General features: G+C 29.9%; 26 protein-coding genes and 5 tRNA genes. 13 read left to right on the top strand and 18 right to left on the bottom strand.

Features of this window, described 5'->3' with window-relative positions; all coding sequences use genetic code 11:
• Positions 1–40: 40 nt before the first annotated feature.
• From B4G36_RS09140 to B4G36_RS09130, 3 genes are all read right to left on the bottom strand, one after another.
• Positions 41–865, bottom strand: a complete 825-nt coding sequence (locus tag B4G36_RS09140) for a helix-turn-helix domain-containing protein (protein ID WP_115001323.1) — start codon at positions 863–865, stop codon at positions 41–43.
• A 21-nt stretch (positions 866–886) separates the two neighbouring features.
• A complete protein-coding gene (locus B4G36_RS09135) occupies positions 887–1213 on the bottom strand; it encodes a DMT family transporter (RefSeq protein WP_038334569.1) in 327 nt (108 codons plus the stop codon).
• A 74-nt stretch (positions 1214–1287) separates the two neighbouring features.
• Positions 1288–1941 (bottom strand): YceI family protein, encoded by a 654-nt coding sequence (locus tag B4G36_RS09130; protein ID WP_291063509.1) that lies wholly within the window; start codon positions 1939–1941, stop codon positions 1288–1290.
• 218 nt (positions 1942–2159) lie between these two features.
• On the opposite strand from B4G36_RS09130, the gene B4G36_RS09125 reads away from it, so the two are divergent.
• A complete protein-coding gene (locus tag B4G36_RS09125; RefSeq protein ID WP_291063507.1) occupies positions 2160–2918 on the top strand; it encodes a 5'-methylthioadenosine/adenosylhomocysteine nucleosidase in 759 nt (252 codons plus the stop codon).
• Positions 2919–3015: 97 nt separating this feature from the next.
• Here B4G36_RS09125 and B4G36_RS09120 read toward each other — a convergent pair.
• The 5 genes from B4G36_RS09120 to B4G36_RS09100 form a co-directional block, all read right to left on the bottom strand.
• Positions 3016–3096: transfer RNA gene (locus tag B4G36_RS09120), tRNA-Tyr, on the bottom strand.
• A 32-nt stretch (positions 3097–3128) separates the two neighbouring features.
• Positions 3129–3202 (bottom strand) — tRNA-Thr (locus tag B4G36_RS09115).
• Positions 3203–3243: 41 nt separating this feature from the next.
• Positions 3244–3320 (bottom strand) — tRNA-Thr (locus B4G36_RS09110).
• A gap of 7 nt (positions 3321–3327) precedes the next feature.
• A tRNA-Tyr gene (locus B4G36_RS09105) sits at positions 3328–3408 on the bottom strand.
• A 17-nt stretch (positions 3409–3425) separates the two neighbouring features.
• Positions 3426–3499, bottom strand: a tRNA-Thr gene (locus B4G36_RS09100).
• Positions 3500–3776: 277 nt separating this feature from the next.
• Here B4G36_RS09100 and B4G36_RS09095 point away from each other — a divergent pair.
• The 3 genes from B4G36_RS09095 to B4G36_RS09085 are packed head-to-tail and all read left to right on the top strand — an operon-like array spanning position 3777 to position 6958.
• Positions 3777–5423 (top strand): Na/Pi cotransporter family protein, encoded by a 1647-nt coding sequence (locus tag B4G36_RS09095; protein WP_291063505.1) that lies wholly within the window; start codon positions 3777–3779, stop codon positions 5421–5423.
• Between the two features lie 31 nt (positions 5424–5454).
• On the top strand, positions 5455–5934 hold the full coding sequence (locus B4G36_RS09090; protein ID WP_291063503.1) for a hypothetical protein: 480 nt from the start codon (positions 5455–5457) through the stop codon (positions 5932–5934).
• A 37-nt stretch (positions 5935–5971) separates the two neighbouring features.
• Positions 5972–6958 carry an acyl transferase gene (locus B4G36_RS09085; protein WP_291063501.1) on the top strand — a complete coding sequence of 329 codons (987 nt, stop codon included), beginning with the start codon at positions 5972–5974 and terminating at the stop codon, positions 6956–6958.
• A 103-nt stretch (positions 6959–7061) separates the two neighbouring features.
• Here B4G36_RS09085 and B4G36_RS09080 read toward each other — a convergent pair whose 3' ends face one another.
• From B4G36_RS09080 to B4G36_RS09065, 4 genes are all read right to left on the bottom strand, one after another.
• Positions 7062–7307: a hypothetical protein gene (locus B4G36_RS09080; protein WP_291063499.1), complete on the bottom strand. Its 246-nt coding sequence runs from the start codon at positions 7305–7307 to the stop codon at positions 7062–7064.
• Positions 7282–7446: a hypothetical protein gene (locus B4G36_RS09075; protein WP_291063497.1), complete on the bottom strand. Its 165-nt coding sequence runs from the start codon at positions 7444–7446 to the stop codon at positions 7282–7284. Before B4G36_RS09075 ends, B4G36_RS09080 begins: the two co-directional genes overlap by 26 nt.
• 420 nt (positions 7447–7866) lie before the next feature.
• On the bottom strand, positions 7867–8385 hold the full coding sequence (locus B4G36_RS09070; protein ID WP_291063495.1) for a DUF3857 domain-containing protein: 519 nt from the start codon (positions 8383–8385) through the stop codon (positions 7867–7869).
• Between the two features lie 70 nt (positions 8386–8455).
• Entirely contained in the window at positions 8456–9346 is an 891-nt protein-coding gene (locus B4G36_RS09065; RefSeq protein WP_291063493.1) for a TIGR01777 family oxidoreductase, read from the bottom strand.
• Positions 9347–9391: 45 nt separating this feature from the next.
• On the opposite strand from B4G36_RS09065, the gene B4G36_RS09060 reads away from it, so the two are divergent.
• Positions 9392–10267: an ion transporter gene (locus B4G36_RS09060; RefSeq protein WP_291063491.1), complete on the top strand. Its 876-nt coding sequence runs from the start codon at positions 9392–9394 to the stop codon at positions 10265–10267.
• Here B4G36_RS09060 and B4G36_RS09055 read toward each other — a convergent pair.
• Positions 10264–11235, bottom strand: coding sequence for a YihY/virulence factor BrkB family protein (locus B4G36_RS09055; protein WP_291063489.1), 972 nt, complete (start codon positions 11233–11235; stop codon positions 10264–10266). The genes B4G36_RS09060 and B4G36_RS09055 overlap by 4 nt on opposite strands.
• A gap of 26 nt (positions 11236–11261) precedes the next feature.
• Between B4G36_RS09055 and rlmH the strand changes: the two genes are divergently transcribed.
• The 4 genes from rlmH to B4G36_RS09035 are packed head-to-tail and all read left to right on the top strand — an operon-like array spanning position 11262 to position 14063.
• Positions 11262–11735 carry a 23S rRNA (pseudouridine(1915)-N(3))-methyltransferase RlmH gene (rlmH, locus tag B4G36_RS09050; protein ID WP_038334530.1) on the top strand — a complete coding sequence of 158 codons (474 nt, stop codon included), beginning with the start codon at positions 11262–11264 and terminating at the stop codon, positions 11733–11735.
• A complete protein-coding gene (locus tag B4G36_RS09045) occupies positions 11728–12561 on the top strand; it encodes a CPBP family intramembrane glutamic endopeptidase (protein WP_291063487.1) in 834 nt (277 codons plus the stop codon). The genes rlmH and B4G36_RS09045 overlap by 8 nt, the downstream gene beginning before the upstream one ends.
• Complete coding sequence (gene rdgB / locus B4G36_RS09040) at positions 12562–13143, top strand: RdgB/HAM1 family non-canonical purine NTP pyrophosphatase (protein WP_291063485.1); 582 nt, start codon at positions 12562–12564, stop codon at positions 13141–13143. It abuts the gene before it with no gap.
• Entirely contained in the window at positions 13140–14063 is a 924-nt protein-coding gene (locus tag B4G36_RS09035; protein ID WP_291063483.1) for a ribonuclease Z, read from the top strand. The genes rdgB and B4G36_RS09035 overlap by 4 nt, the downstream gene beginning before the upstream one ends.
• A gap of 46 nt (positions 14064–14109) precedes the next feature.
• Here B4G36_RS09035 and B4G36_RS09030 read toward each other — a convergent pair whose 3' ends face one another.
• The 3 genes from B4G36_RS09030 to B4G36_RS09020 are packed head-to-tail and all read right to left on the bottom strand — an operon-like array spanning position 14110 to position 18514.
• Positions 14110–17151 carry an SbcC/MukB-like Walker B domain-containing protein gene (locus B4G36_RS09030; RefSeq protein WP_291063481.1) on the bottom strand — a complete coding sequence of 1014 codons (3042 nt, stop codon included), beginning with the start codon at positions 17149–17151 and terminating at the stop codon, positions 14110–14112.
• Positions 17151–18356, bottom strand: coding sequence for a metallophosphoesterase family protein (locus tag B4G36_RS09025; RefSeq protein WP_291063522.1), 1206 nt, complete (start codon positions 18354–18356; stop codon positions 17151–17153). Before B4G36_RS09025 ends, B4G36_RS09030 begins: the two co-directional genes overlap by 1 nt.
• A gap of 2 nt (positions 18357–18358) precedes the next feature.
• Positions 18359–18514 (bottom strand): hypothetical protein, encoded by a 156-nt coding sequence (locus B4G36_RS09020; protein WP_185144078.1) that lies wholly within the window; start codon positions 18512–18514, stop codon positions 18359–18361.
• A 153-nt stretch (positions 18515–18667) separates the two neighbouring features.
• On the opposite strand from B4G36_RS09020, the gene B4G36_RS09015 reads away from it, so the two are divergent.
• Complete coding sequence (locus B4G36_RS09015; protein ID WP_219033578.1) at positions 18668–18802, top strand: 30S ribosomal protein THX; 135 nt, start codon at positions 18668–18670, stop codon at positions 18800–18802.
• Positions 18803–18944: 142 nt separating this feature from the next.
• The gene (locus B4G36_RS09010) at positions 18945–19430 is read left to right on the top strand and encodes a DUF4822 domain-containing protein (protein ID WP_291063479.1); all 486 of its coding nucleotides are present in this window, start codon (positions 18945–18947) and stop codon (positions 19428–19430) included.
• A gap of 73 nt (positions 19431–19503) precedes the next feature.
• Here the strand turns inward: B4G36_RS09010 and B4G36_RS09005 are convergent, their stop codons facing one another.
• A complete protein-coding gene (locus tag B4G36_RS09005; protein WP_291063477.1) occupies positions 19504–20097 on the bottom strand; it encodes a hypothetical protein in 594 nt (197 codons plus the stop codon).
• A gap of 148 nt (positions 20098–20245) precedes the next feature.
• Here B4G36_RS09005 and B4G36_RS09000 point away from each other — a divergent pair, with 148 nt between their 5' ends.
• Positions 20246–20524, top strand: coding sequence for a nucleoside 2-deoxyribosyltransferase domain-containing protein (locus tag B4G36_RS09000; protein ID WP_291063475.1), 279 nt, complete (start codon positions 20246–20248; stop codon positions 20522–20524).
• A gap of 284 nt (positions 20525–20808) precedes the next feature.
• Positions 20809–21048 carry a hypothetical protein gene (locus B4G36_RS08995; protein WP_038334521.1) on the top strand — a complete coding sequence of 80 codons (240 nt, stop codon included), beginning with the start codon at positions 20809–20811 and terminating at the stop codon, positions 21046–21048.
• A gap of 31 nt (positions 21049–21079) precedes the next feature.
• Here B4G36_RS08995 and B4G36_RS08990 read toward each other — a convergent pair whose 3' ends face one another.
• On the bottom strand, positions 21080–21814 hold the full coding sequence (locus B4G36_RS08990; RefSeq protein WP_291063472.1) for a polysaccharide deacetylase family protein: 735 nt from the start codon (positions 21812–21814) through the stop codon (positions 21080–21082).
• Between the last annotated feature and the right edge of the window lie 130 nt (positions 21815–21944).

Below are 21944 nucleotides of genomic sequence, written 5' to 3'. Positions count from 1 at the left end.
AAAAGTTTGAAAAGTAGCCTAAAGATGTCCAAAACGGAAGTTATTGTAAACTTTTTCTAAATTGAGTTGGACTAATTTTTAGATGTTTTTTGAAAAAATTTCCGAATGAATATTGGTCAGAAAAGTTTAACTCATTCGAAATTTCAGAGATTGTTTTAGTTGTTTCACTCAACAATACTTTCGATTCACGAATCACAACAGAACTGATTAATTCTTTTGTCGTTCTACCTGTTATTGATTTGCAACATTCAGTTAAATATCGTACTGTAATATTCAATTTATCTGCATAATATTTTGCATCTCTGTTTTCTGTATAGCTCTTATTTAAGTCATTCAAAAAACGTTTTACAATATCATCTTTTCGCGTTCCTTTTCTTACAATAATTGTTTGTTGTTTCGAAAGTTCACTAAACGTTGTGTAAACAATCGCATAAAATAAATTGAATTGTAAATAGCGTACGAATTTGGTCGATTTCTCTTGCAAACGCAACTTCAATTGCAATAAAAGTTCTATTAAAGCAGAAAATTCTATTTCATTGAAATGATAATTATTGATTCTACTTTCTCCAAAAAATTGGTTGTATTCATAACCACTCAAATCGATAATCGATGTATCTAAAATCTTTTTGGTTAAAACTAAACTCAACAATTCTAAATCAGATGATTTAGAAATTATTTGGTAAGATTTATTAGGTTCTGGGAAGAAAACATCGTGTTGTTTAAGTTTAATTTCTTGATCATTTTGAGAAATAATTAAATAACCATGCTGAATAAAAATCGTCTGAATCAAATCTTTTTTCAAACGTTTATTTTCGACAGTTTGCTGAATAAATTCCTCTTGATCAAAAACATTAAAATTCTCCATAAATCAACACAATAGTTTTAGTTAATTTGACACAAATTTTAACCCAATAATAGAGCAAATTAAAGTCGTTAAGAAGAAAACGCGCCAAAAACTTGCTGGTTCTTTAAAAATAAAAATTCCTACTAAAACTGTTCCGACTGCTCCAATTCCTGTCCAAACTGCATAAGCCGTTCCGATTGGTAATGTTTGCGTTGCTTTTACCAACAAAACCATGCTCACCGTTAAGAAAAATAAAAAACCACCATACCATAAATACGTGTCATTTCCGGTTGCTTCTTTTGCTTTTCCAAGACATGATGCGAAACCGACTTCGCACAATCCTGCAATTAGTAAAATTACCCAATTCATTTTTTACTGATTTATTTATAAAAATTAAGACTACAAAAAATTGTAGCCTTAAAATTAATTATTTATTTTTTGAATTATTTACCGAAACTATCGCTAAATTCTACTTGACCTTTGATGTGTACTTCGCTCCATGTTTTAGAAACACCATCTGCACCTTTGTGTAATTCGAAACAAGCCTGATTAAGAGCTTCCATCGCTTTTCCTGTGTTAAAATCCATCAAATCAACATCTGTTTCAATTGAAAAAACATTGTTCTCAAACGTCGATTTTACTTCATATTCTTTAGAAGCGTTATTCAACGTTAAATTCAAGAAAGTTTTACCATCTCTGAAATGTAATTGACCTTTGATTTCGCTTGTATTAATCATATTTCCGAACAAAATATCTTTCAATTTTTCATCACGATCAATTTGATCAGAATTTAATGTAGCAACTGTCGCAATAATATTTGCACCTTCTAAAACTTCTTGAGGGGTTTTTCCATCTTCTTTTGCCCCTTTCACCAAAACAACATTAAAACGTCCTGAAACAGCCACTTTTTCTGTCGTTTTATAAGCTGTCCACTCAACTCCAGATTTTCTAATCACACCTTCTACAATTTCTGTTGGCTCTTCCACTGTAACAGCAGTTTTAGCAGGTTGTTCTACTGGTTTTTCTTCTGTTTTATTCGTACAATTCATCAGCATTACTGATGCACAGCATATAATCGCTATAGATAATTTTTTCATTTCAAACTTTTATGCTACAAAAGTACAACAAGCCAAGACTAATTCACAATTGATTTTTAACATATTCTGAAAAAACTCTACTTTTGTAAGATGATAAAAAATCTTCTAAATACATTTTTGATTATCATTTGTTTGCCATTTATCTTAATTTATGAGATTTATTGTTCGGTTTACAAATACAGAAAATAAATTGGTAACTTCGCTTTCAAATTGGAAAGATGAGCGAAAGAATAATAGGAATAATGGGTGCTATACCGCAAGAAATAAACGGTGTAGTCAATTTATTAACAAACAAGCAAGAACATAAAATTGGTCGAAGAAGTTATTTTACTGGAGAATTAAATAATCAAAAAGTTGTGGTCGTTTATTCTCGTGTTGGTAAAGTTGCTGCCTCTGCTACGGTTACAACCTTAATCCTTGAATTTAAAGTTTCTGAATTGATTTTTACAGGTGTTGCAGGTGGAATTCATGCTGATGTAAAAATTGGAGATATTGTTCTAGGACAAAGTTTGATTCAACATGATATGAATGCTCAACCTCTTTTTCCTGCTTACGAAATCCCAATGTTAGGAAAAGCTTATTTTGAAGCTGATTCTTCTCAATTAGAAGTTGCGACAACAGCTATTTTGGAAATTTTAGAAGAGCAACATTTGCATAATGTGATTTCTGAAAAAGATTTGGATAAATTTAATATTCATCAACCTCAACTACATGTTGGTTTAATTGGATCTGGAGATTTATTTTTCTCGACAAATACTCAGAAAGAAAAATTACAACAAAACTTACCCGAAATACTTTGTGTCGAAATGGAAGGCGCTGCAGTAGCACAAGTTTGTTACGAATTTGATATTCCTTTTATCATCATCAGAACAATATCAGATGATGCTGACGATCATTCTACATTAGATTTTAATAGTTTTATAGAAAAGATTTCGAATGTATATTCAATAGAAATTATTAAGAACATCATCAAGTAAAAAGTCCTTTAAAAAGGGCTTTTTTATGATGCACACATTAATAAAAAAATCATCAAAAGATTTGATGATTTGCTTTCCAAATATTTAAAAAGGATTGTGGGGAGAGCAGGATTCGAACCTGCGAAGGTTACCCAACGGATTTACAGTCCGTCCTCGTTGGCCGCTTGAGTATCTCCCCGCCTAATAATAAAGTATTCTTCAAAAAAGAAGAGCCGATAGAGGGACTCGAACCCACGACCTGCTGATTACAAATCAGCTGCTCTAGCCAGCTGAGCTACATCGGCGATTTTTTATTTTTGTTTTAAAAGTAAAATATAAACTTTTTTGGAGCCGATAGAGGGACTCGAACCCACGACCTGCTGATTACAAATCAGCTGCTCTAGCCAGCTGAGCTACATCGGCTTTTTAGTGGGGAGAGCAGGATTCGAACCTGCGAAGGTTACCCAACGGATTTACAGTCCGTCCTCGTTGGCCGCTTGAGTATCTCCCCGACCTATATTTTTGCTGAGCCGATAGAGGGACTCGAACCCACGACCTGCTGATTACAAATCAGCTGCTCTAGCCAGCTGAGCTACATCGGCAAAAATATTATTATTTGAATATTTCAAATTGAAAACTGGAGATTCATTTCTCGAAAGAAGTGTTGTTCCTTTTTCGTGGTGCAATATTAGGGCAGTTTTTCGAATCTCGCAAATGTTTTTTCAAAAAAAAGTAGAAGTTTTTTCTAAAAATTCACTTCAATTTTGAAAATCAGAATTTTAGAATTCAAAAAAAAATTAAACTTTTTTTCAATAAAAGTAAAAAAGATAATATTCTATTTACATTAGAGTCCCTATTTTTGTAGTCAATTAATCATTAATGCATCTTATCATACAAATTTTGCAACTTTTCGGAGCAATTGCTTTGTTCATTTTTGCGATAAAACTATTAAGCGAAAATTTACAAGCGTTATCTGGATCGAATTTTAAACGCACTTTAAATAAATTAACCAAAAACAATTTATCGACAATTGTTACAGGTACTTTTTTTACAACAGCCATACAATCTTCCTCGGCTGCGAGTGTGTTTATATTGGGATTTGTAAATGCTGGATTGATTAATTTACGAAAAGCATTTGGCTTAATATTAGGCGCAAATATCGGAACTACGCTTACATTGTGGTTAGTCTATTTCGGAATGAAATTCGATTTGGTACAAATTGCATTACCTCTTATACTGGTGGCTTTTCCATTTTATTTATCGAAAAAACGTAACCAAAGAAAAGTAGGTGGAATTTTATTTTCGCTTTCCTTACTTTTTCTTTCGCTTTATTTCCTAAAAACTTTTTTACCTTCTATCGAAAGTCATCAGAAGTTACAAGAATTCTTTCAGCAATTATCGCACTATGGTTTTTTGACTAATTTGTTATTTATTCTATTTGGAATATTACTAACAATTTTAGTCCACTTTTCATCAGCATCAATTACGATTGCAATTTTATTAGCGAGCAAAGGTTTACCTATCGAATTAGCTGCAATGATTGTTTTGGGAGCAAATATCGGAACTACTTTTACAGCCCATTTAGTTGCAGCAATTGGAGATAAATACACGAAAGTTGTCGCAGCATTTCATACATTTTTCAATATTGTAATTGCATTAATTTTTATGTTAATTGCAAATTTTGTTTTAAAATTTATTGGCTCAACAATTTCATCAAATATCGCTGTTCAGCTGATTACTTTTGATACGATTAGTAATATAGTCGGTGTAATTTTATTCACACCTTTTATCAATAAAATAGCTTTCTATTGTCAGAAAAAATATTTCTCTGTAAAATCTACTGACAATAAATTAGAGTTTTATGCGATTCCTTTCGGAACAAATTCTGACCTATATAAAAATGAAGCCAATAAAAAACTTCTGAAACTCGCTTCTACAACAAAACAAACTATTTATACACTTGGGCGAATGATTACTGAAAGTGATGAAGAGAAAATTTTGGTTTTTCGTGAACGAATTTTGGAACTTGAAAAAGAAGGCGATCAATTGGAGCGAGAAGTCAATGAATTTTTGAATGAAATTGCTGATTTAGATTTACCTAACGAAAATACAATTGCGATACATCAACTAATTACACTTTGTCATCATTTGGAAAGTGTGGGCGATATTGCGATTAAGATTTCGTCTATTCATCGTCGTCGTAGAATGACAAACAGTTATTTTACACCAAAAATGAGAACATATTTGGTCGAATTTCAAAACAATTTAGATCAAACAACACGTATTTTAAATCAAAATCTGAACGAAACACAAGAAGAAGTTTCTATCAAACAAGCGGAGTTTATCGAAAAAACAATCAATACAATTTACAAAGAAGCCGAAGCTAATTTGATGAAAACCATCGAAAAAGAGAAACTTTTGACGACAAGTGCGCTTTTCTACAAAGATTTAATTCAGAATTACGAAATTCTTGGTGATCATCTTTACAAAGCCAATGCAACAATTGTTAAGCTTAAAAATCAGTAGATTTTTGTAAGTTTGATTCAAAGAAAGATTAATGATTTTTGAGTATCAAACAAAAAAAACATTCGATGAAATAATTGAAAGTTTAAATCACTTTAAAAAATTACAAAACGAAAACTTATTTGGTTCAATAGAAGAATTTGATTTTCAAAATTTACAAGTTGAAAATAATCAAATTATAATCAATCGAGATTTTTCGCCTTTATTATTTAAAACAGGAATTGGGATTATCAAGTATAATTTCATTCATCCAGAAATCGTTTCTATCAATATTGAATCAAATCAGAACTTAAAAAAATTCAGAACTAAATATTCATTATTAGCAATTATTTTTCTCATAATTTTTAATATCATTTCTATTTTTTTGTATAAAGACTTAAAAATATCTTTAATAGTTTGTTCCTTCCTATTCTTAATACTTCAATATTCTTTCTATACTATTTTAGATAAATTAAATTCAAAATTTTTGAAAGATTATGCTATTAGATTTATTAAAAAATTAGATAAAGAATAAATTCGCTCACTTCTACTCTATTTTGTAATTTTGCAAAATGTTTGATTCAAAGCAAATTTTTTCTATTCAATCCGAAAAAGATTTCCAAAACGTAGCATTGGAAGTTTTCCGTTATCAAGCGCAAGAAAATGAAGTGTACAAAAACTTCTTAAATTTCTTGAACGTTGATTATTCTACTGTAAAACACACAAACGAAATTCCTTTTTTACCGATTCAGTTTTTTAAGAAATTTGAATTGATTTCGGGAAATCGTGAAGTGGAAAAGGTTTTTACAAGTTCGGGAACAACTGGAATGACGACAAGCAAGCATTTGGTTACGGATTTGGCATTGTATCATTATAGTTTAGAAAAATGTTTTGAACAATTTTACGGACCTCTTTCCGATTACACTATTTTCGCGCTTTTACCTTCATATTTGGAGCGTACAGGTTCGTCTTTAATTGATATGGTGGAGTATTGGATTGAGAAATCTGGCAGCGATAAAAGTGGTTTTTATTTGTATAATCACGATGAATTGTACGAAAATATTCTCGCGCATGAAAAAACGGGTAAAAAAGCTATTTTGATTGGTGTTTCGTTTGCTTTATTAGATTTTGTTGAAAATTATAAAATGAATTTGCAATATACAATTGTGATGGAAACTGGCGGAATGAAAGGTCGCAAGAAGGAAATTACGCGCGAAGAATTGCATTCAATTTTGAAAAATGGTTTCGGCACAAATGAAATTCATTCGGAATATGGAATGACGGAATTGCTTTCGCAAGGATATTCTAGAGGAGATTTGACATTTAAATCGCCAAATTGGATGCGAATTCTGATTAGAGAAACCGAAGATCCTTTCCAATATGTTGAAGAAGGAAAAACAGGTGGCGTAAATGTGATTGATTTGGCAAATTACAATTCGATTAGTTTTATTGCAACTGATGATTTAGGTAGAAAAATATCTCACAATCAATTTGAAATCTTAGGTCGTTTTGATCATTCGGACGTACGAGGTTGTAATTTGATGGTGATAGAATCATAAACACAAAAAGCGCACTGAAAAATTCAGTGCGGGATTTTGATTTATTTCTTTTTCATTAAAACTTCTTTCAGAGATTCTGTTTTTATTTTCTCAAAAAATTGTTTTACTCGTTATATTTATCCGCTTCATAAACGCCTTCTGGTAATATGAATTGAATCATTACAATTAATTGTCCATCTTTTTCTTTTACTTCTTGATAATACTCTAAACCAAGTTCTATTTTATGATAGGCTTTATACTTTTCATCAATTACAACTTGATAACCTTCTGGTATTTTAGACTTTATCTGAATATTAAATAAATAAGGATAATTAAATTCTATTTTACGTTGACGGTTTTGTATCTTCAAAAGTATATTGTTTCAAAAACTCACGTAAAGGGTTAATAAATGTATAGAAAGAAGCATTTGAAGTTGTAGCTTTTGATTTATATGATTTAACATAAGAATCAGTATCAAAAACCATTTTATCACTTAATTCTTTATCCAAACGAGCTTCTAAAGATTCTGTTATAAATCGATTCTAAACATTTTTTTCTTCTACATAATTATCATAAAAATAACCATTGAATTTATCTTTTCAATAAAAAACTAAACTACCTTTGTTCATGAAATCATATTTCATAGACGATTCATAATAGGACAATTTCTGGTTTAATTTCACAAAAGAAGGTTCCCCTTTTTTAATCACCACTCCATGATAATTAAACACATTAATGGGCCAAACTCAATTTGTTCTTTGTTTAATTTTGACGCATCTAAAATAAGATTCGAAGCACCTTTGTTTAATTTCACAACCGTCAAAACAGAATTAAATTGATTAACAATTGGATAAGAAAATAAAATCTATCCATGATGACGACTACTAAACAAAACCATCGAAGTTTCGAAGCCTTTTGCTGTTAAAATTTCATTTAATAACAAATTCATGTTGAAAATTCCATGCATCAATAGAAAAATTGTATTCACTACTTTTGATATAAGTATACTCGATAATAGAACCAACTTTTACGTTTGGAAAAGTGAAACGTTTTGCAGCATACAATTCATTTAGAGAAACATCAAAAATCTCTTTCTCATCAATCGGAGTCATTTGCTCTACTCCATTTACAATATTAATTGTACCTCCCTTAATTCCGCTTATAGATTCATTTCTATTCTTGCTGTAATAATTCAGTTGTATATTTGCTTCATCAAGTCCTTTATCAGTCAGTATTTTGATTCTTCGTTTTACAGTCAAATAATAATTAGATGAAGTTAAATCCATTTTTCCTTCTTCCGAAAAAATAACAGCATCTGCATTTTTCTCGAAAGGAACTTGAATTAAGTTAATTTCTTGCTCCGAAATTTTTCCGAATTTTAAATCTTTCGATTGCGCATTTGTATATAATGCAATAAATAAAAAGAGTAAAGTAATTTTTAATTTCATTTCAATTTGTAATTCCTGCAAAAGTACAATACACAATAACACATAAAGAATAATCTAAATAAAATTTTCGTTACTTTTCTATCAATTCTTCTAACGCTTTTTCTAAAGTAGTATATTGAAATTTGAAACCTGTTTCTTGAATTTTAGTTGCGTCAATTCTAGATCCATTTAGGACTAAACTACTCATCTCACCTAATGCTAATTTCATAACAAAAGCAGGAATATTAGGAATAAAAAAAGGTTTTTTCATTTTTCTCGCTAGCGTATGATTGAATGTAGAATGATTAACATGTTCTGGCGCAGAAGCATTGTAACTACCTTGTATTGACTCATTTTCTACTGCATGTGAATAAATCTGCAACAAATCGGTAATATGTATCCAAGGCATCCATTGTTTTCCGTTACCTAGATTTGCTCCTACACCAAGTTGAATAGGTTTTTTTAATAATTTGAAACCTTCGCCGTTTTTTGACAAAACCAAAGAAGTTCTAAGACAAACCACTCTTGCACTTATTTTTTCGAACTGATAAGCAGCATTTTCCCATGCGACACAAACTTTACCTAAAAAATCAATATTCGGTTCATCAGACTCTTTGAAAATCTTATTCGAAGTAATTTGTCCATAATAAGCTGTTCCAGACGCGGAGATAAAAAATTTCAAATCAATATTCAATTTTTTGACATACTCAAAAAGTAAATTCGCTGTATCAACTCTACTCGAAAAAATTTCTTTTTTGTAAGAATTTGTCCATCTTTTCGCAATTAAGCTTCCAGACAAATGAATAATTCCATCTAAATTTTCAAAAACTTTTTCATCAATTGTATCTTTATCCCAATGATAAAAAGGATGTTCAATCTCTTTTTCTCTTGTCAAAATGCGAACTTGATGTCCATTTTCAATTAAAATCTTTGTTAATTCTGAACCAATTAATCCACTTCCACCAGTCAATAGAATATTCATACTAAAATTTTTTCCTAATTTAGCTCATTCCAAAAATATAAACCAATGTTTAAAGGTAGATTTCCTTATCTAAAAAGAATGGGGGCTGATGAAGAAAAGAAGCTAAAACAAAAAATATTCGATATAGTTTTTGAAGCTGATACACCTTATGGAAAAATTTTTGACATCTCGTTATTACTTTTAATCTTATTAAGTGTAGGTTTGGTTATGTTGGAGTCTATTCCAGCAATTAATGCGAGACACCATACAGTTTTAGTATCTTTAGAATGGATTTTAACCTTTTTGTTTACTATAGAATATTTATTAAGAATCTATTGCGTTAAAAATCGTTGGCGATATATTTTTAGTTTTTATGGAGTTATTGATTTATTGTCTATTTTACCATTTTATCTTGGTTTAGTTTTACCTACAAGTAAGTACCTAGCAAGTATTCGTATTTTAAGATTACTACGTATTTTCAGAATTTTTAACCTTACTCGATTTACTCGTGGGAAAAATGTGTTGGTGTTAGGACTGAAAGAAAGTAAAGATAAAATCATCGTTTTCTTATCATTTGTAGTATTAATTGTTGTTGTAATTGGCTCGATTATGTATATGGTTGAACACGATCATCCTGAATCTGGTTTTACAAGTATTCCGATTAGTATTTATTGGGCAATTGTTACTTTAACAACAGTAGGTTATGGTGATATTTCTCCTGTCACTGGTTTGGGACAATTTTTAGCTTCTGTTGTTATGATTATAGGTTATGGCGTAATTGCTGTTCCCACAAGTATTGTAACAATGGAAATGAATAAAGCGACTAAACATAAGGAAGATATTCCTACAAACACGCAAAGATGTCGCAATTGTGGCGATGATTACCACCTAGATGGTGCTATTTATTGCAAAACCTGCGGGCATCTTTTAAATGAACCTTAAAATTTATCCAAATTAATGAATCGATTATTGTCAATATGATTAACGTATTCGTAATTTTTGGTGTAATTAATTGACATATTCAATTCATAACCAACTAACATCAAAATCACATTGATGTATACAAAAATCATCATAATCATCACTAATCCAAGCGATCCATACAACAAATCGATGTTTGTAAAATAACTTAAATACGAATTAAAACCAATCACAGTTAACAAGAACAAAACAGAAGTCAAAATAGCACCAGGTAAAACTGTGCTACGCGATTTTTTGTGATTTGGTCCGAAATAATACAACATACACATCGAAACAAAATAAAAAATAAATACCGAAAAATAGTTGATTAAATACGAAAACTGTCCAAGTTTACTTAAAAATGAAACGTTGGTTAAGTATTTCCAAATAATTGATGTCGAATAAGATAAAAATACTTGTAACACAATAAAAACTGTAAAAAACAAGGTTAAAATTATCGAAATCATTCTCGATTTAGAGTTTTTTCGCTTCACATAAACATCTTGATAAGAAACATTAAATCCATTTATAATTCCTTGTATTCCGTTGGATGACATAAAAATTGTAATCAAAATCAAGTAATAATTCACTTTACGTTTACCTTGCACAGCCGTCGTTTTATCAATATAAGAAATCACTTCGTTGCTCACATGTTTAGGCAAAAGTTGAGGAAGAAGTTGTGTAAATAATAGACTTTTTATTTCTTGGTAATAAACCAAATGTGGCAAAATACTAAACAAAAAAAGCAAAAATGGAAACATACTAAAAAATAAAATCCACGAAACTGCTGCCGAACGCAACGGGAAATTACCTTTCATGACGCGAATCCAAAAAACTTTCAAGAAATCATATACCGTGATGCCCGTATTTTTGTTCATCAATTTTGTTTTCGACCAATCTCGAAAATAATTTATTCCTGTATATGTTTTAAAATCTTGTAGAATGCGCATATTTTTGTCTCAATAAATAATTTTGAATGAATATTACGACCATTTGTATCGGTAAAACAGACGAAAAAGCCATCGAAATGCTATTACAAAAGTATGAAAATCGATTGCCTTCGCACATTAATTATCAAAGAATTGAAATTCCTGACATCAAAAATCGTAAAAATTTGTCCGAAATTCAACAAAAACAAAAAGAAGCTGAGCAAATTTTGAGTAAAATCGTCAATACAGATTTTGTGATCATTTTGGATGAAAAAGGGAAACAGCCTACTTCGAAGCAATTTGCAGATGATATTCAGAATTACATGAATCAATCTGTCAAAAATCTTGTCTTTGTGATTGGTGGCCCTTATGGTTTTGACGAATCTGTTTATAATCGAGGAAATAAAAAAATGTCTTTATCCAATATGACATTTACGCATCAAATGGTTCGCTTATTTTTAACAGAGCAAATTTACCGAGGATTTAGTATATTGCAGGGTAAACCTTATCATCATGAATAACACCTCTCCGTTTAGAGAATTTGTTCCAAAGCAAGAAAATAAACTAAGTTTTGGCATTGGAAAAGCACTTTTTTATAGCGCGATTGCAGTGATTATGATGCAATTTGCTGGCGGAATTGTTTCTGCTCCAGCACTTTTTTACAAACCACTTAATCACGTTCTTTTACCATTAGGATTTTTAACAGGAACGGTTTGTGCAATTGTTATTTTATTGATGTTGACACAAACTAAATTTGCATCGATTTTAAAAGATATCAAACATCCTTTTACACCAATTCAGCTCATATTATCAATAGCTTGTTGGTTATTTCTTTTGCCTTTAGCCGAGATTGTAACAAGTTTAATTCCGACAACTGGACCTTTAGAAGAAATCTATAAAATTTTTCAAGCGACTTTTGAAATCATGTTAGATTACAAAATCGCAGGGTTTATTATGATTTGTATTTTAGCTCCAATTTTCGAAGAGATTATTTTTAGAGGAATAATTTTAAAAGGAATGCTAAATTTCAATGTAAATCCAACCACTGCAATCTTAATCAATGGTTTTATTTTTGGATGCGCACACATGAATCCTTGGCAATTTATAGGCGCTGGACTTTTAGGAATCATTTTTGGAATAGTTTATTGCCGCACAAAATCGTTGTTTTTGCCTATGTTATTACATTTCTTAAACAACACACTTTCCTACTCGTTAATGCTAATGCAAGGCAATATGGAAGGCGAAGTTTTTGCGCAAAGAGATTATTTATTAATTGGAGGAATGACACTTATCGGAATTTTATCTGTCTATTTATTAATCAAAAAAACAGAACAAAAAACAATATAAATGGAATTAATTTTTGCCACACATAACAACAATAAAGTAAAAGAAGTTACAAAAATGTTACCTTCTTACCTATCGATGAAATCGTTGACTGATATTAATTTCTTTGATGAAATTGAAGAAACTGGAACAACTTTCGAAGAAAATGCGCAATTAAAAGCGAAAACTATTTTCGATAAAACGGGTAAAAATATCTTTGCAGATGATTCTGGATTAGTGATAGAAGCGTTAGATGGTGCGCCTGGTGTATATTCTGCTCGATATGCTGGTACTGGAAAAGACGAAGATAATATCGCAAAAGCATTGAAAGAATTGGAAGGAAAAACGAATCGAAAAGCGTATTTTATTTCTATTTTCTGTTTAATTTTGGATGGAAAGGAATATTTTTTCGAAGGACGAGTGAACGGAACTATTGCAACTGAAATTATGGGTGACAATGGTTTTGGCTACGATCCAATTTTTATTCCTGGTGGTTTTTCAAAATCTTTTGCACAAATGTCTCCCGAAGAAAAAAATGCAATTAGCCACCGAGGAAAAGCTGTCGAAAAATTAAACGATTTTTTAACTAATCTAAACGTAAATTGAGTTTACAACTAACAATATTAGGATTTAATTCGGCATTACCAACGGCTTTTACGCATCCAACCGCACAATTATTAAATATAGCAGAACGCTATTTTTTGATTGATTGCGGAGAAGGAACACAAGTACAATTGAGAAAAGCAAAGGCAAAATTCAACCGAATAAACCACATTTTTATATCGCATTTACATGGCGATCATGTTTTTGGATTGATTGGATTAATTTCCACACTTCAATTACTTGGTCGCGATATGCCTTTACATATCCATGGTCCGAAAGGAATTGAAGAATTTATTACGACGCAATTGCGCTTAACAGAATCCAATAATTCATTCGAGATTATTTTCAATGAATTGCATACAAAAGAATCTGTTTTAGTTTTTGAAGATGATAAAGTTGAAGTTTATTCTATTCCGCTAAACCACCGAGTGTATACCAATGGTTATCTTTTTCGAGAAAAGCCAAAACCTAGAAAATTGAATATGGATAGAATCGAGGAATTTCCTGAAATTGAAATCTGTGATTATCAAAATTTAAAAAATGGAAAAGATTTTACATTAGAATCCGGAGAAATAATTCCAAATGATTATTTAACCTTTGATGCGCAAAAATCTTTGAGTTACGCATTTTGTTCGGACACAAAATATAAACCTGATATTGTTCCGATTATAAAAAATGTCGATTTGTTATATCACGAATCTACTTTCTTACATGAATTGAAAGATTTGGCAGTTTATACAGGACATACAACTGCAAAAGAAGCTGGAATGATTGCGAAACAAGCCAATGTAAAAAAATTAATTTTAGGTCATTTTTCTAATCGTTATCACGATTATAAACCATTGCTAGTCGAAGCCCAAGAAGAATTTACGAATACCGCTTTACCTGAATTGTTGAAAACAATAAAAATAGAAAGTTTGTAATTAAAATATAAAAAAATCCGTTCGATGATTCGAACGGATTTTTTGTTTACAAAATAACTTCTATAAAACTACCTTTTTCTTCGTCTTTTGTAATTTGAAGCGCTACTGGAATTCGATCTTTTAACTCATCAACGTGAGAAATAATACCGACAATTCTTTTCTCTTTTTGCAAACTCATCAACGTTTCAAACACGATATTTACAGCATCAGCATCTTGCGTTCCAAAACCTTCATCAATAAAAAAGAAGTTCTTTTCCGACTTCGCATTTGTTTGCACACTTTCTGCCAAAGCCAAAGCCAAACTCAACGAAACTTGGAAAGATTGTCCTCCAGAAAGCGTTTTCACACTACGTGAACGCCCTTCATTCAAATAATCTATAATCTCAAAATCATTGTTGTCATTCATTTGTAAACTCAATTGATTTCTAGTCATTCTATGAAATCTCACATTTGCGTTATCACATAACTGTTTCAAATAAATCGACGAAACATATTGCACAAATCCTGCTGAATTAAACAAATTTCGCATTGTTTGTAAATTCGTCGCTCGTTTTTGCAATTTTTCCAATTCAAATAACAAATCTTTCTTTTCTGCAAAAGATTTATTCAATCGTTCAATTTCAGTTTTTGTTTTGGTTACAATTTCGGTCGTTTCTTTCAACTGATTTGTTACAAAAATTAATTTTTCTTCTTGTGTTTTATAAATCGTTTCATCAAAAGAAACTTCCGCTAATTTTTGCTCTAATTCTTGAATTGAACTTTTTAATGTTTCGAACAAAATTCTAAAATCTTCTAATTCTTTTCTGATTTCAGAAATATTAAACTGCTGATTTAAAACTAATTGAACTTCTTCAATATTTTGTATTTGATTTTTTTCTAATGATTTTTCTAATTGATTTTGATTAATAGCCAATTCTTCTTTCAACTCAATGATTTGTTTTTCAATCAATTCGATTGAAGTTTTTTGAGAAGCTAATTTTGGATTTAATTGATTTAAACTTTCTGTAAATTGAATATAATTTTGTTCAATTTTCGCATTACTTAACTTTAAATCATTCAAATTTCGCAATACATTATCTGTTGTTTGATTTTGAAAATCTTCAAATTTCAACACTTTCAAGTTTGCTTGATTTTGCTTGATTTGAGAAGCTTTTTCAGTTTCTTCTAATCTAAATTTTTCTAAAGCATTTTTATATTTTTCAATAGATTGGCGTTCTTTTTCTAAAGTTTCACGAAAAATTTCAATCTCTTTATTTTTATCCGAAATTGTTTTATCCAAAGCTATAGCTGCTTTCTTTTTTTCTTCAAACAATTCAACATTTTTCGAATTAAAATCTTTCCAAACAAACAAATTCAAATGATTTTCTTGTTCAATTTTTAACTCATTCAATACTTGATTTTCTTGTTCAATTTGTTTTTCAACAAACTGTTTTTGATCAATAATTTTTTGAACTACATTTTGTTTTTTCTGAAGCGATTTTAGCTTATCATCAATTTGATTTAATTCATTATTTACAACTTCAAATTTCGTTGAAATATCATCAATCTCAACAATATTTGGATGCTCTAAAGCGCCACAAAGCGGACAAGATTCGCCTTCGTTTAAATTATGTGCAAAATGAGCCAACTTTTGCTGAACTTCTAATTCATTTTTCTGTTTTTCAATTAATTTTTTAGTTGATTCAAGTTTTTGAAATTCAAAATTAAACCAATTTTCAAAACTTGAAATCTCTATATTTTCAGTTTTTAATTGAGTTTCAAAAACATAAATTTGTTTCTTTTGTTCTTCTATTTTAGATTGTTGTTTCTGAATAGATTGTTGCAAATTTTGATTCTGAACAAACCAATTTCCAACTTCCATCAAAGTTTGAGAATCTATTTTTGACTCAATTAAAGTTTTGACTTCTTTTTCAGATAATTTGATTGAAGCTTCAATTTTCTGTTCATTCTTCTGAACCTCTTCAACTTCTTTCAAACCTTTTGCTGTTCTTACTTTTAACTTTTCAATTTCCTCTGAAAAAGTTAAAATCTGAACAATTAATTCTAAATCAGTTTCTTCTTTTTGTTTAGTTGGTAAAGCTTCATAATCAGTTTTGATCGCTTCTATTTGGTTCGAAATTTCTTTGATTTGATTTTCAATTAAAGCCAATCGCTTTTGTTGATTTTCAATTGAAATTGACTTTTCTTCAATATGATTTGAAACTTTTTTATAATTTTCTAAAAGTTGATAAAATGCATTAAAAATCAATTCATAACGTTCAAGTTCAACTTTTCGTTGATCCATTTCATTTTTCTGAATTGAAATTTTTTCAAATTCAATTTTCTTTTGTTTTAACGTCTCAAAATCTGATTTCAACGCCTTTAAACGTTGAAATGATTCATTTATTTGATTATATTCTTCTTGAACTTGATTGGCAACTTTTGTTTGCTCAATCAAATTTTCTTCAAGCTCTTTTATCCTTTCTTCCGAAACCTCTTCAAAACCTGATAATTTTCCTTCAAGTTGATTCAAATTCGTTAAGTTTTGTGAATTCAAAATCGCAACTTTATCTTGTAAATCATAACGATGAAGTCCAAAAATTTCCTTCATCATTTGTGTTCGATCTTTTGCACCCAACTCAATAAATTCCTTGAATTGTCCTTGCGGAATAATAATTGTTCGTTTGAAATTTTCGTAACTCAAACCTATTATTTCTTCTGCTTTAGAATGATTAAGCGGAATCCATTCGTTGTCTTTTTGCTCATAAAAAACAACTGTTGGAGATTTTACATCTTCAAAACGTTTCGAATTTCTTTTAAACTCACGTGTTGCTCTAAATAATTTCTCTTCAAAATTATAGAAATCAAACTCTATATAAGATAAATTCGATTTCAAATTCATCATATTATAAGCTCGTTTATCTTTGGAATTTAGACGTTCTGTTTCACCATATAAAACATACATAATCGCTTCCAAAATTGATGATTTTCCTGAACCTACATTCCCGAAAATTCCAAATAATCCTGCTTCTGTTAATTCAGAAAAGTCAATTGTTTGGCGTTCTTGATACGAATAAAGTCCTTCTATGGTTAATTTTACTGGAATCATTATGAATTCAAAATTTCGTTAAACAAATCCTTTATTTCGTCGTTTGGTTCTTGATTTCCATTTTTCGATTTGAAATAATCTGCAAACAATTCCTTCATATCTTTTGTTTGATCTGCAAACTTATATTCAACCGTTTCAATCTCTTGATTTTTAACTTTCGGAATCAAATGAATAATTCCATCATGTGATTGATAAATCAATTTTCGTTCATCAGCTTTCAAAAATGAATCACTTTCTAAAGTCAATTCAACTAACGCATTTTGATTTTCATTCAACCATTCTACAGCTAAATTTATATCATCAAAAGTTTTTCGAATAAGCGGTTTTCCATGCTTTAATTCAATTTTATGATAAGAAATAGTTTTATTTGGTTCTACTTCTATTACCGAAACATACTTGGTTTGACCAGCTTCGGAAAAACTATAACATAAAGGCGAAGAACTGTACACAACAGGTTTTTCTTCTGTTCCGATGTTCTTAAAACCATGCAAATGTCCAAGCGCTGTATATTGAATTTGAGGCGGAATAGCTTCAGAAAAAATCATATCTGCATTTCCAATTTTAATCGGTTTTTCGCCTTCTGGTTCCTCTAAAATTTCAGCACCTTTTTGGTTCATATACAAATGTGCCATCAATAAATTAACACCATTTTCGTCGCAATATTCATCCGCAATATTTTTCCAATTTGTCGCTAAAACTTCATTCAGTGCATCTTCTTTATTCTCTCCAAAATATTGTTTCAAACGAATTTCGTTAGCATAAGGCGTATGAATAATTCGAATCGGGTAATCGAAAGAATTTAATTTCAATTCAATCATTCCTTCTACAGATTTTAAAATTTTGAAATCATTTAATTCAAATTCCTGAATTTTTGCATTTGGATAACCAATCAAAATAATTCCACATTCGCGTGCCAACGGATCTGGCGCATCAATCAAACTTGGAGAATCGTGATTACCAGAAATCGCTACAACAGGACGTTTTCCGTTATTCGAAAGTCTTTTTAATGTTTTATAAAATAATTCTACAGCTTCCACACTTGGATTAAAATTATCAAATAAATCGCCCGCAATAAGTACCAAATCGACTTGTTGTTGATCTGCAATTTCGATAATCTCGTTCATCACTAAAATTTGTTCTTCTAATCGCGAAAAACTATCCAATTTTTTGCCCAAGTGCCAATCGGCTGTATGTAGAATTTTTATCATTATTCTTCCGTTTCTGGTTTATTTTTATCATTAAATCGTTGATTGATTGCTTTCAATCGAGCTTTGCGTTCAGCTTCGGCTTCTTGCGCTTTACGTTTCTTTTGATCTAACTTTTTCTTATGCGCTTTTTTATTTGCATCTGTATTTCTACTCATTTCTATTTGGTTTAAAATTAATTTTTCTCCACGCCAAATGATGTCGCAAAGTTAGATTAAATGATAAAGAATTGTAAATCTTTTGTCAAACTAAATTGAAATTATTAACTTGGGTATAAAGTAATCGAATTTATTAATTTTAAAACATTTATAATGGGAAAAGGCGATAAAAAATCGAGAAGAGGAAAAATTGTGAATGGCTCTTATGGTGTAAAACGTCCGAGACATAAGTATTATTATGAGGAAGATGTTGTTGAAGAAAAACCAACCAAAAAAGCTAAAAAGTAATTTTTTGAAGCTGAAAATCAATCCTGATTTTCAGCTTTTTTATTTTATTCAACTCAACAATAATTTATCCAATGATGAGAATAAAATCTACAATTTAAGCCATTAAATATTGAGTTTATTTGTGCTATCAAAAAAATAAAACATGAATATTTTAAAAAGAATTACAACAAGCATTTTTGTATTATTGGTTGGATTAACACTTTTTAGTTGTAACAATGATGATGATTCAGGAATTACAGAGCAATTAACGCCAAGCGAAATTTTATCCTTTACTTCTTGGGAAACAACTAATGCTTTGAACAACAAAGGACAAAATGTAGCCTTAACAGACACTAATGTTTCTAATTTTGTAGGTTATGCCTATTTCAAAAAAGATGGTACATTTACTATGTTCAATTTAGATGATACGCCAAAAATGAAAGGAGATTGGTCTGTTTCTGAAGATGGAAAAACAAGAACAATCGTTGCTAAAAATGATGCAGGAGAAGTTTTGTTTACACGAATTGTTGACATTACAGTTTTAACAAAACAAGAATTTACTTACAGAATTTATCCGTCTAATGATGATAAATCTGTTTATTTCGATATCGTACATACGCCTACAGCTCACAAAGAGCCAACAAAATAGTGTCAAATCAATATCATCCAAATATTTAAATTTAAAAAGCTAAGCATCAATTGACACTTAGCTTTTTTTGTTATTATTTCACAAATTTATATTCAACATTATTCCAAAAAACATAAGCTCCTTCTTGTTTTAAACTTTCAGGCTTATCTATAATTCTTGGAAAAATATTGTCTTTTGTCATTTTTCCAAAAGAAGAACTTTTACCAGAAGCAGAACTTCCATTTTCAGGATCTACAACAGCATAAGACTCAAAATGTTTGAACAAATAAAATGAATTTGTTGTTTTATCAATTCGACCCAACAATATTTTTCTTGAACCGTCAGTAGCATACAGATTATTTTCTTCTATAGTTGATTTAAATTTAGACGTTTTCAATTCTTCATTGATTATAATCGAATCTTTTTTCAATTCAATAGATTTGACAGAAGGATCTTCGTAAAGCGTCCACGTTTTCTTGAAAAAAGCTTCTGCTTCTGCCGGATAATCTTTTCCGTTTACTCCTTTGTAATAGTATGCATCTAAAATTGAAACATTTTTATCGAATTTGAAAATTTCAGTTTCCGTTGGTTGAGGATTCGTAGGCTGTTCTTTGACTGGAGTTGTCACTTCGTCTTCTTGACAAGAAAAGATTACAAAAGCAGCAAAAAAAGGTAATAACTTTTTCATGTATGATTATTATTTATACTAAACAACATTAAATCTATTCAAAAAGTATAAAATCTATGTTAAATATTCTTTGTTTCAAGCCAATTCTAACAAAAGTCATTAAATACAAAATCAACAACCTCATTATATTTGCCGAAACAAAAACAACATGAAAGCAATTTTATTTGCCTTATTTCTATTATTGAATACTACAATTTTTGCTCAATCTCTTGAGATAAAATCACCTAATGAATTTCCTAAAAATGATCAACGTACAAAGATATTTTTGGGAGGAACGATTGATATGGGAAATTCTGAAGATTGGCAAGCGAAAGTTTCAAAAGAATTGAAAAATGAAAAAGTCATCTTGCTAAATCCTCGTCGTAATGATTGGAATAGCGCTTGGGAGCCTGTAAAAGAAGAGCCCGAATTTCACAAACAAATGTAATGGGAATTGAATGCAAAAAGTGAAAAACCATTGGTGATTTGTCCAGATGGTTTTTAGCGAAAAAGGAATGTTGATATTAAGACAGAAAAATATGGCATAAAACAATTTGATTCAATAGAAAATGTGTTGGATTATTTAAAAAAATATTATAAAATAAATAATTAAAAAAGAGAGATTTAAGTTGAAACATAAAAGGTTTAACATATAATTTTATTTCTCAAAATCTTATTTTAAAAATTTATGTTTTAGCTTTGAAACCGCTTTAATAGTAAGTTTTAGAGATTATGAAACATAATGATTTGGAAATTAATCGGTTGATTGAACGATTAGAATCTTTAGGAATTTTGGTCGAAAAAATCGAGAGTTCTGGTTTTGGTAGCATGTTAAATTTTGAAATGATTTATCAACTTCCTGAACAAAATATTTCTAACGCTATCAATTTTAGACGTTTTGATATACAAGATGTTTATCTTTATTTCAAAGAGGCAGTTAATCAAAAAGGAGATTTACTTTTTATAGAATAAACGAAAAATACTCAAGAATTTGAGCATTTTTTTATTTCAATTTTTGTAAATCGTTAACTGTATAAAATTTCATATCACTGTTCTTTACAAACTTGCAAATCTCTTCTAAGGTTTTAAATTCAGTTTCATAATTATTAGTTGCTTTTGCAACTGTTTTATACGCGTAAAAAACGACTATCTTATTGTTATCCTTTGCATATTGCAACAACGAAATAAAATAAGGCACACTAAAATGCTCGTAACTATTATCGATTCCTAAACCAAAAAATAGAGGTTTATTTTGATAATAACAGTTCTGAAAATTAGGCGATTCGTTTCCGTAAGTTGTTCCTCTTAAGGTTTTAAAACAACTGAAAAGCAATTGATCCGATTCTACACTTCGATCGCCATAAGGATATGAAAAATCGGTTACATCAAGTCCTTTATTTTTCATCAAACTTAGCATTGGAGCGATTTCTTTATCAATAAATTCCTTTCCTCCAAATTCTTTTATATACTTTGTTGTATGATCATGATTTAAACCATGCGCAGGTATCTCGTTTCCGTTTTGTTGTAGATAAGTCAACTCACGAATTTGACTCTCCGAAAGCTTATCAAAATGCGTTACATAAAACGTTCCTTTCCAATTGTATTGTTTCAATTTTATATTCGCATTGAACCATTCGTCCACATAATCATCATCAAATGTAAGCACCACTCCTCCTCTATTTGTAGATTTTTTTGGTTCTTTTATCGCATCTTCTTCGTGTGTACAGCTATTCAACACAAAAATTTAAATTAAGCAAATAAAATAATAGTTAAGTTTTAGCATTCTTTATCAGTAAGTTTTAGTACTTAAATATACCGAAAAAGTAAATCTTAAAACGATAAACTTTTAAAATTAAGCAAATCTTAAT

Source organism: Empedobacter sp. UBA3239 (assembly GCF_002362875.1).
Taxonomy (GTDB): Bacteria; Bacteroidota; Bacteroidia; order Flavobacteriales; family Weeksellaceae; genus Empedobacter; species Empedobacter falsenii_B.
Note: the sequence above shows the minus strand (reverse complement) of the source record. Positions and strands in the feature narration are given on the sequence as shown.

Bases quoted from the DNA above. Each gene is read 5' to 3' on its own strand.
- B4G36_RS09140 (WP_115001323.1), bottom strand. From the start codon at position 865: ATGGAGAATTTTAATGTTTTTGATCAAGAGGAATTTATTCAGCAAACT.
- B4G36_RS09135 (WP_038334569.1), bottom strand. From the start codon at position 1,213: ATGAATTGGGTAATTTTACTAATTGCAGGATTGTGCGAAGTCGGTTTC.
- B4G36_RS09130 (WP_291063509.1), bottom strand. From the start codon at position 1,941: ATGAAAAAATTATCTATAGCGATTATATGCTGTGCATCAGTAATGCTG.
- B4G36_RS09125 (WP_291063507.1), top strand. From the start codon at position 2,160: ATGAGCGAAAGAATAATAGGAATAATGGGTGCTATACCGCAAGAAATA.
- B4G36_RS09095 (WP_291063505.1), top strand. From the start codon at position 3,777: ATGCATCTTATCATACAAATTTTGCAACTTTTCGGAGCAATTGCTTTG.
- B4G36_RS09090 (WP_291063503.1), top strand. From the start codon at position 5,455: ATGATTTTTGAGTATCAAACAAAAAAAACATTCGATGAAATAATTGAA.
- B4G36_RS09085 (WP_291063501.1), top strand. From the start codon at position 5,972: ATGTTTGATTCAAAGCAAATTTTTTCTATTCAATCCGAAAAAGATTTC.
- B4G36_RS09070 (WP_291063495.1), bottom strand. From the start codon at position 8,385: ATGAAATTAAAAATTACTTTACTCTTTTTATTTATTGCATTATATACA.
- B4G36_RS09065 (WP_291063493.1), bottom strand. From the start codon at position 9,346: ATGAATATTCTATTGACTGGTGGAAGTGGATTAATTGGTTCAGAATTA.
- B4G36_RS09060 (WP_291063491.1), top strand. From the start codon at position 9,392: ATGTTTAAAGGTAGATTTCCTTATCTAAAAAGAATGGGGGCTGATGAA.
- B4G36_RS09055 (WP_291063489.1), bottom strand. From the start codon at position 11,235: ATGCGCATTCTACAAGATTTTAAAACATATACAGGAATAAATTATTTT.
- rlmH (WP_038334530.1), top strand. From the start codon at position 11,262: ATGAATATTACGACCATTTGTATCGGTAAAACAGACGAAAAAGCCATC.
- B4G36_RS09045 (WP_291063487.1), top strand. From the start codon at position 11,728: ATGAATAACACCTCTCCGTTTAGAGAATTTGTTCCAAAGCAAGAAAAT.
- rdgB (WP_291063485.1), top strand. From the start codon at position 12,562: ATGGAATTAATTTTTGCCACACATAACAACAATAAAGTAAAAGAAGTT.
- B4G36_RS09030 (WP_291063481.1), bottom strand. From the start codon at position 17,151: ATGATTCCAGTAAAATTAACCATAGAAGGACTTTATTCGTATCAAGAA.
- B4G36_RS09020 (WP_185144078.1), bottom strand. From the start codon at position 18,514: ATGAGTAGAAATACAGATGCAAATAAAAAAGCGCATAAGAAAAAGTTA.
- B4G36_RS09015 (WP_219033578.1), top strand. From the start codon at position 18,668: ATGGGAAAAGGCGATAAAAAATCGAGAAGAGGAAAAATTGTGAATGGC.
- B4G36_RS09010 (WP_291063479.1), top strand. From the start codon at position 18,945: ATGAATATTTTAAAAAGAATTACAACAAGCATTTTTGTATTATTGGTT.
- B4G36_RS09005 (WP_291063477.1), bottom strand. From the start codon at position 20,097: ATGAAAAAGTTATTACCTTTTTTTGCTGCTTTTGTAATCTTTTCTTGT.
- B4G36_RS09000 (WP_291063475.1), top strand. From the start codon at position 20,246: ATGAAAGCAATTTTATTTGCCTTATTTCTATTATTGAATACTACAATT.
- B4G36_RS08995 (WP_038334521.1), top strand. From the start codon at position 20,809: ATGAAACATAATGATTTGGAAATTAATCGGTTGATTGAACGATTAGAA.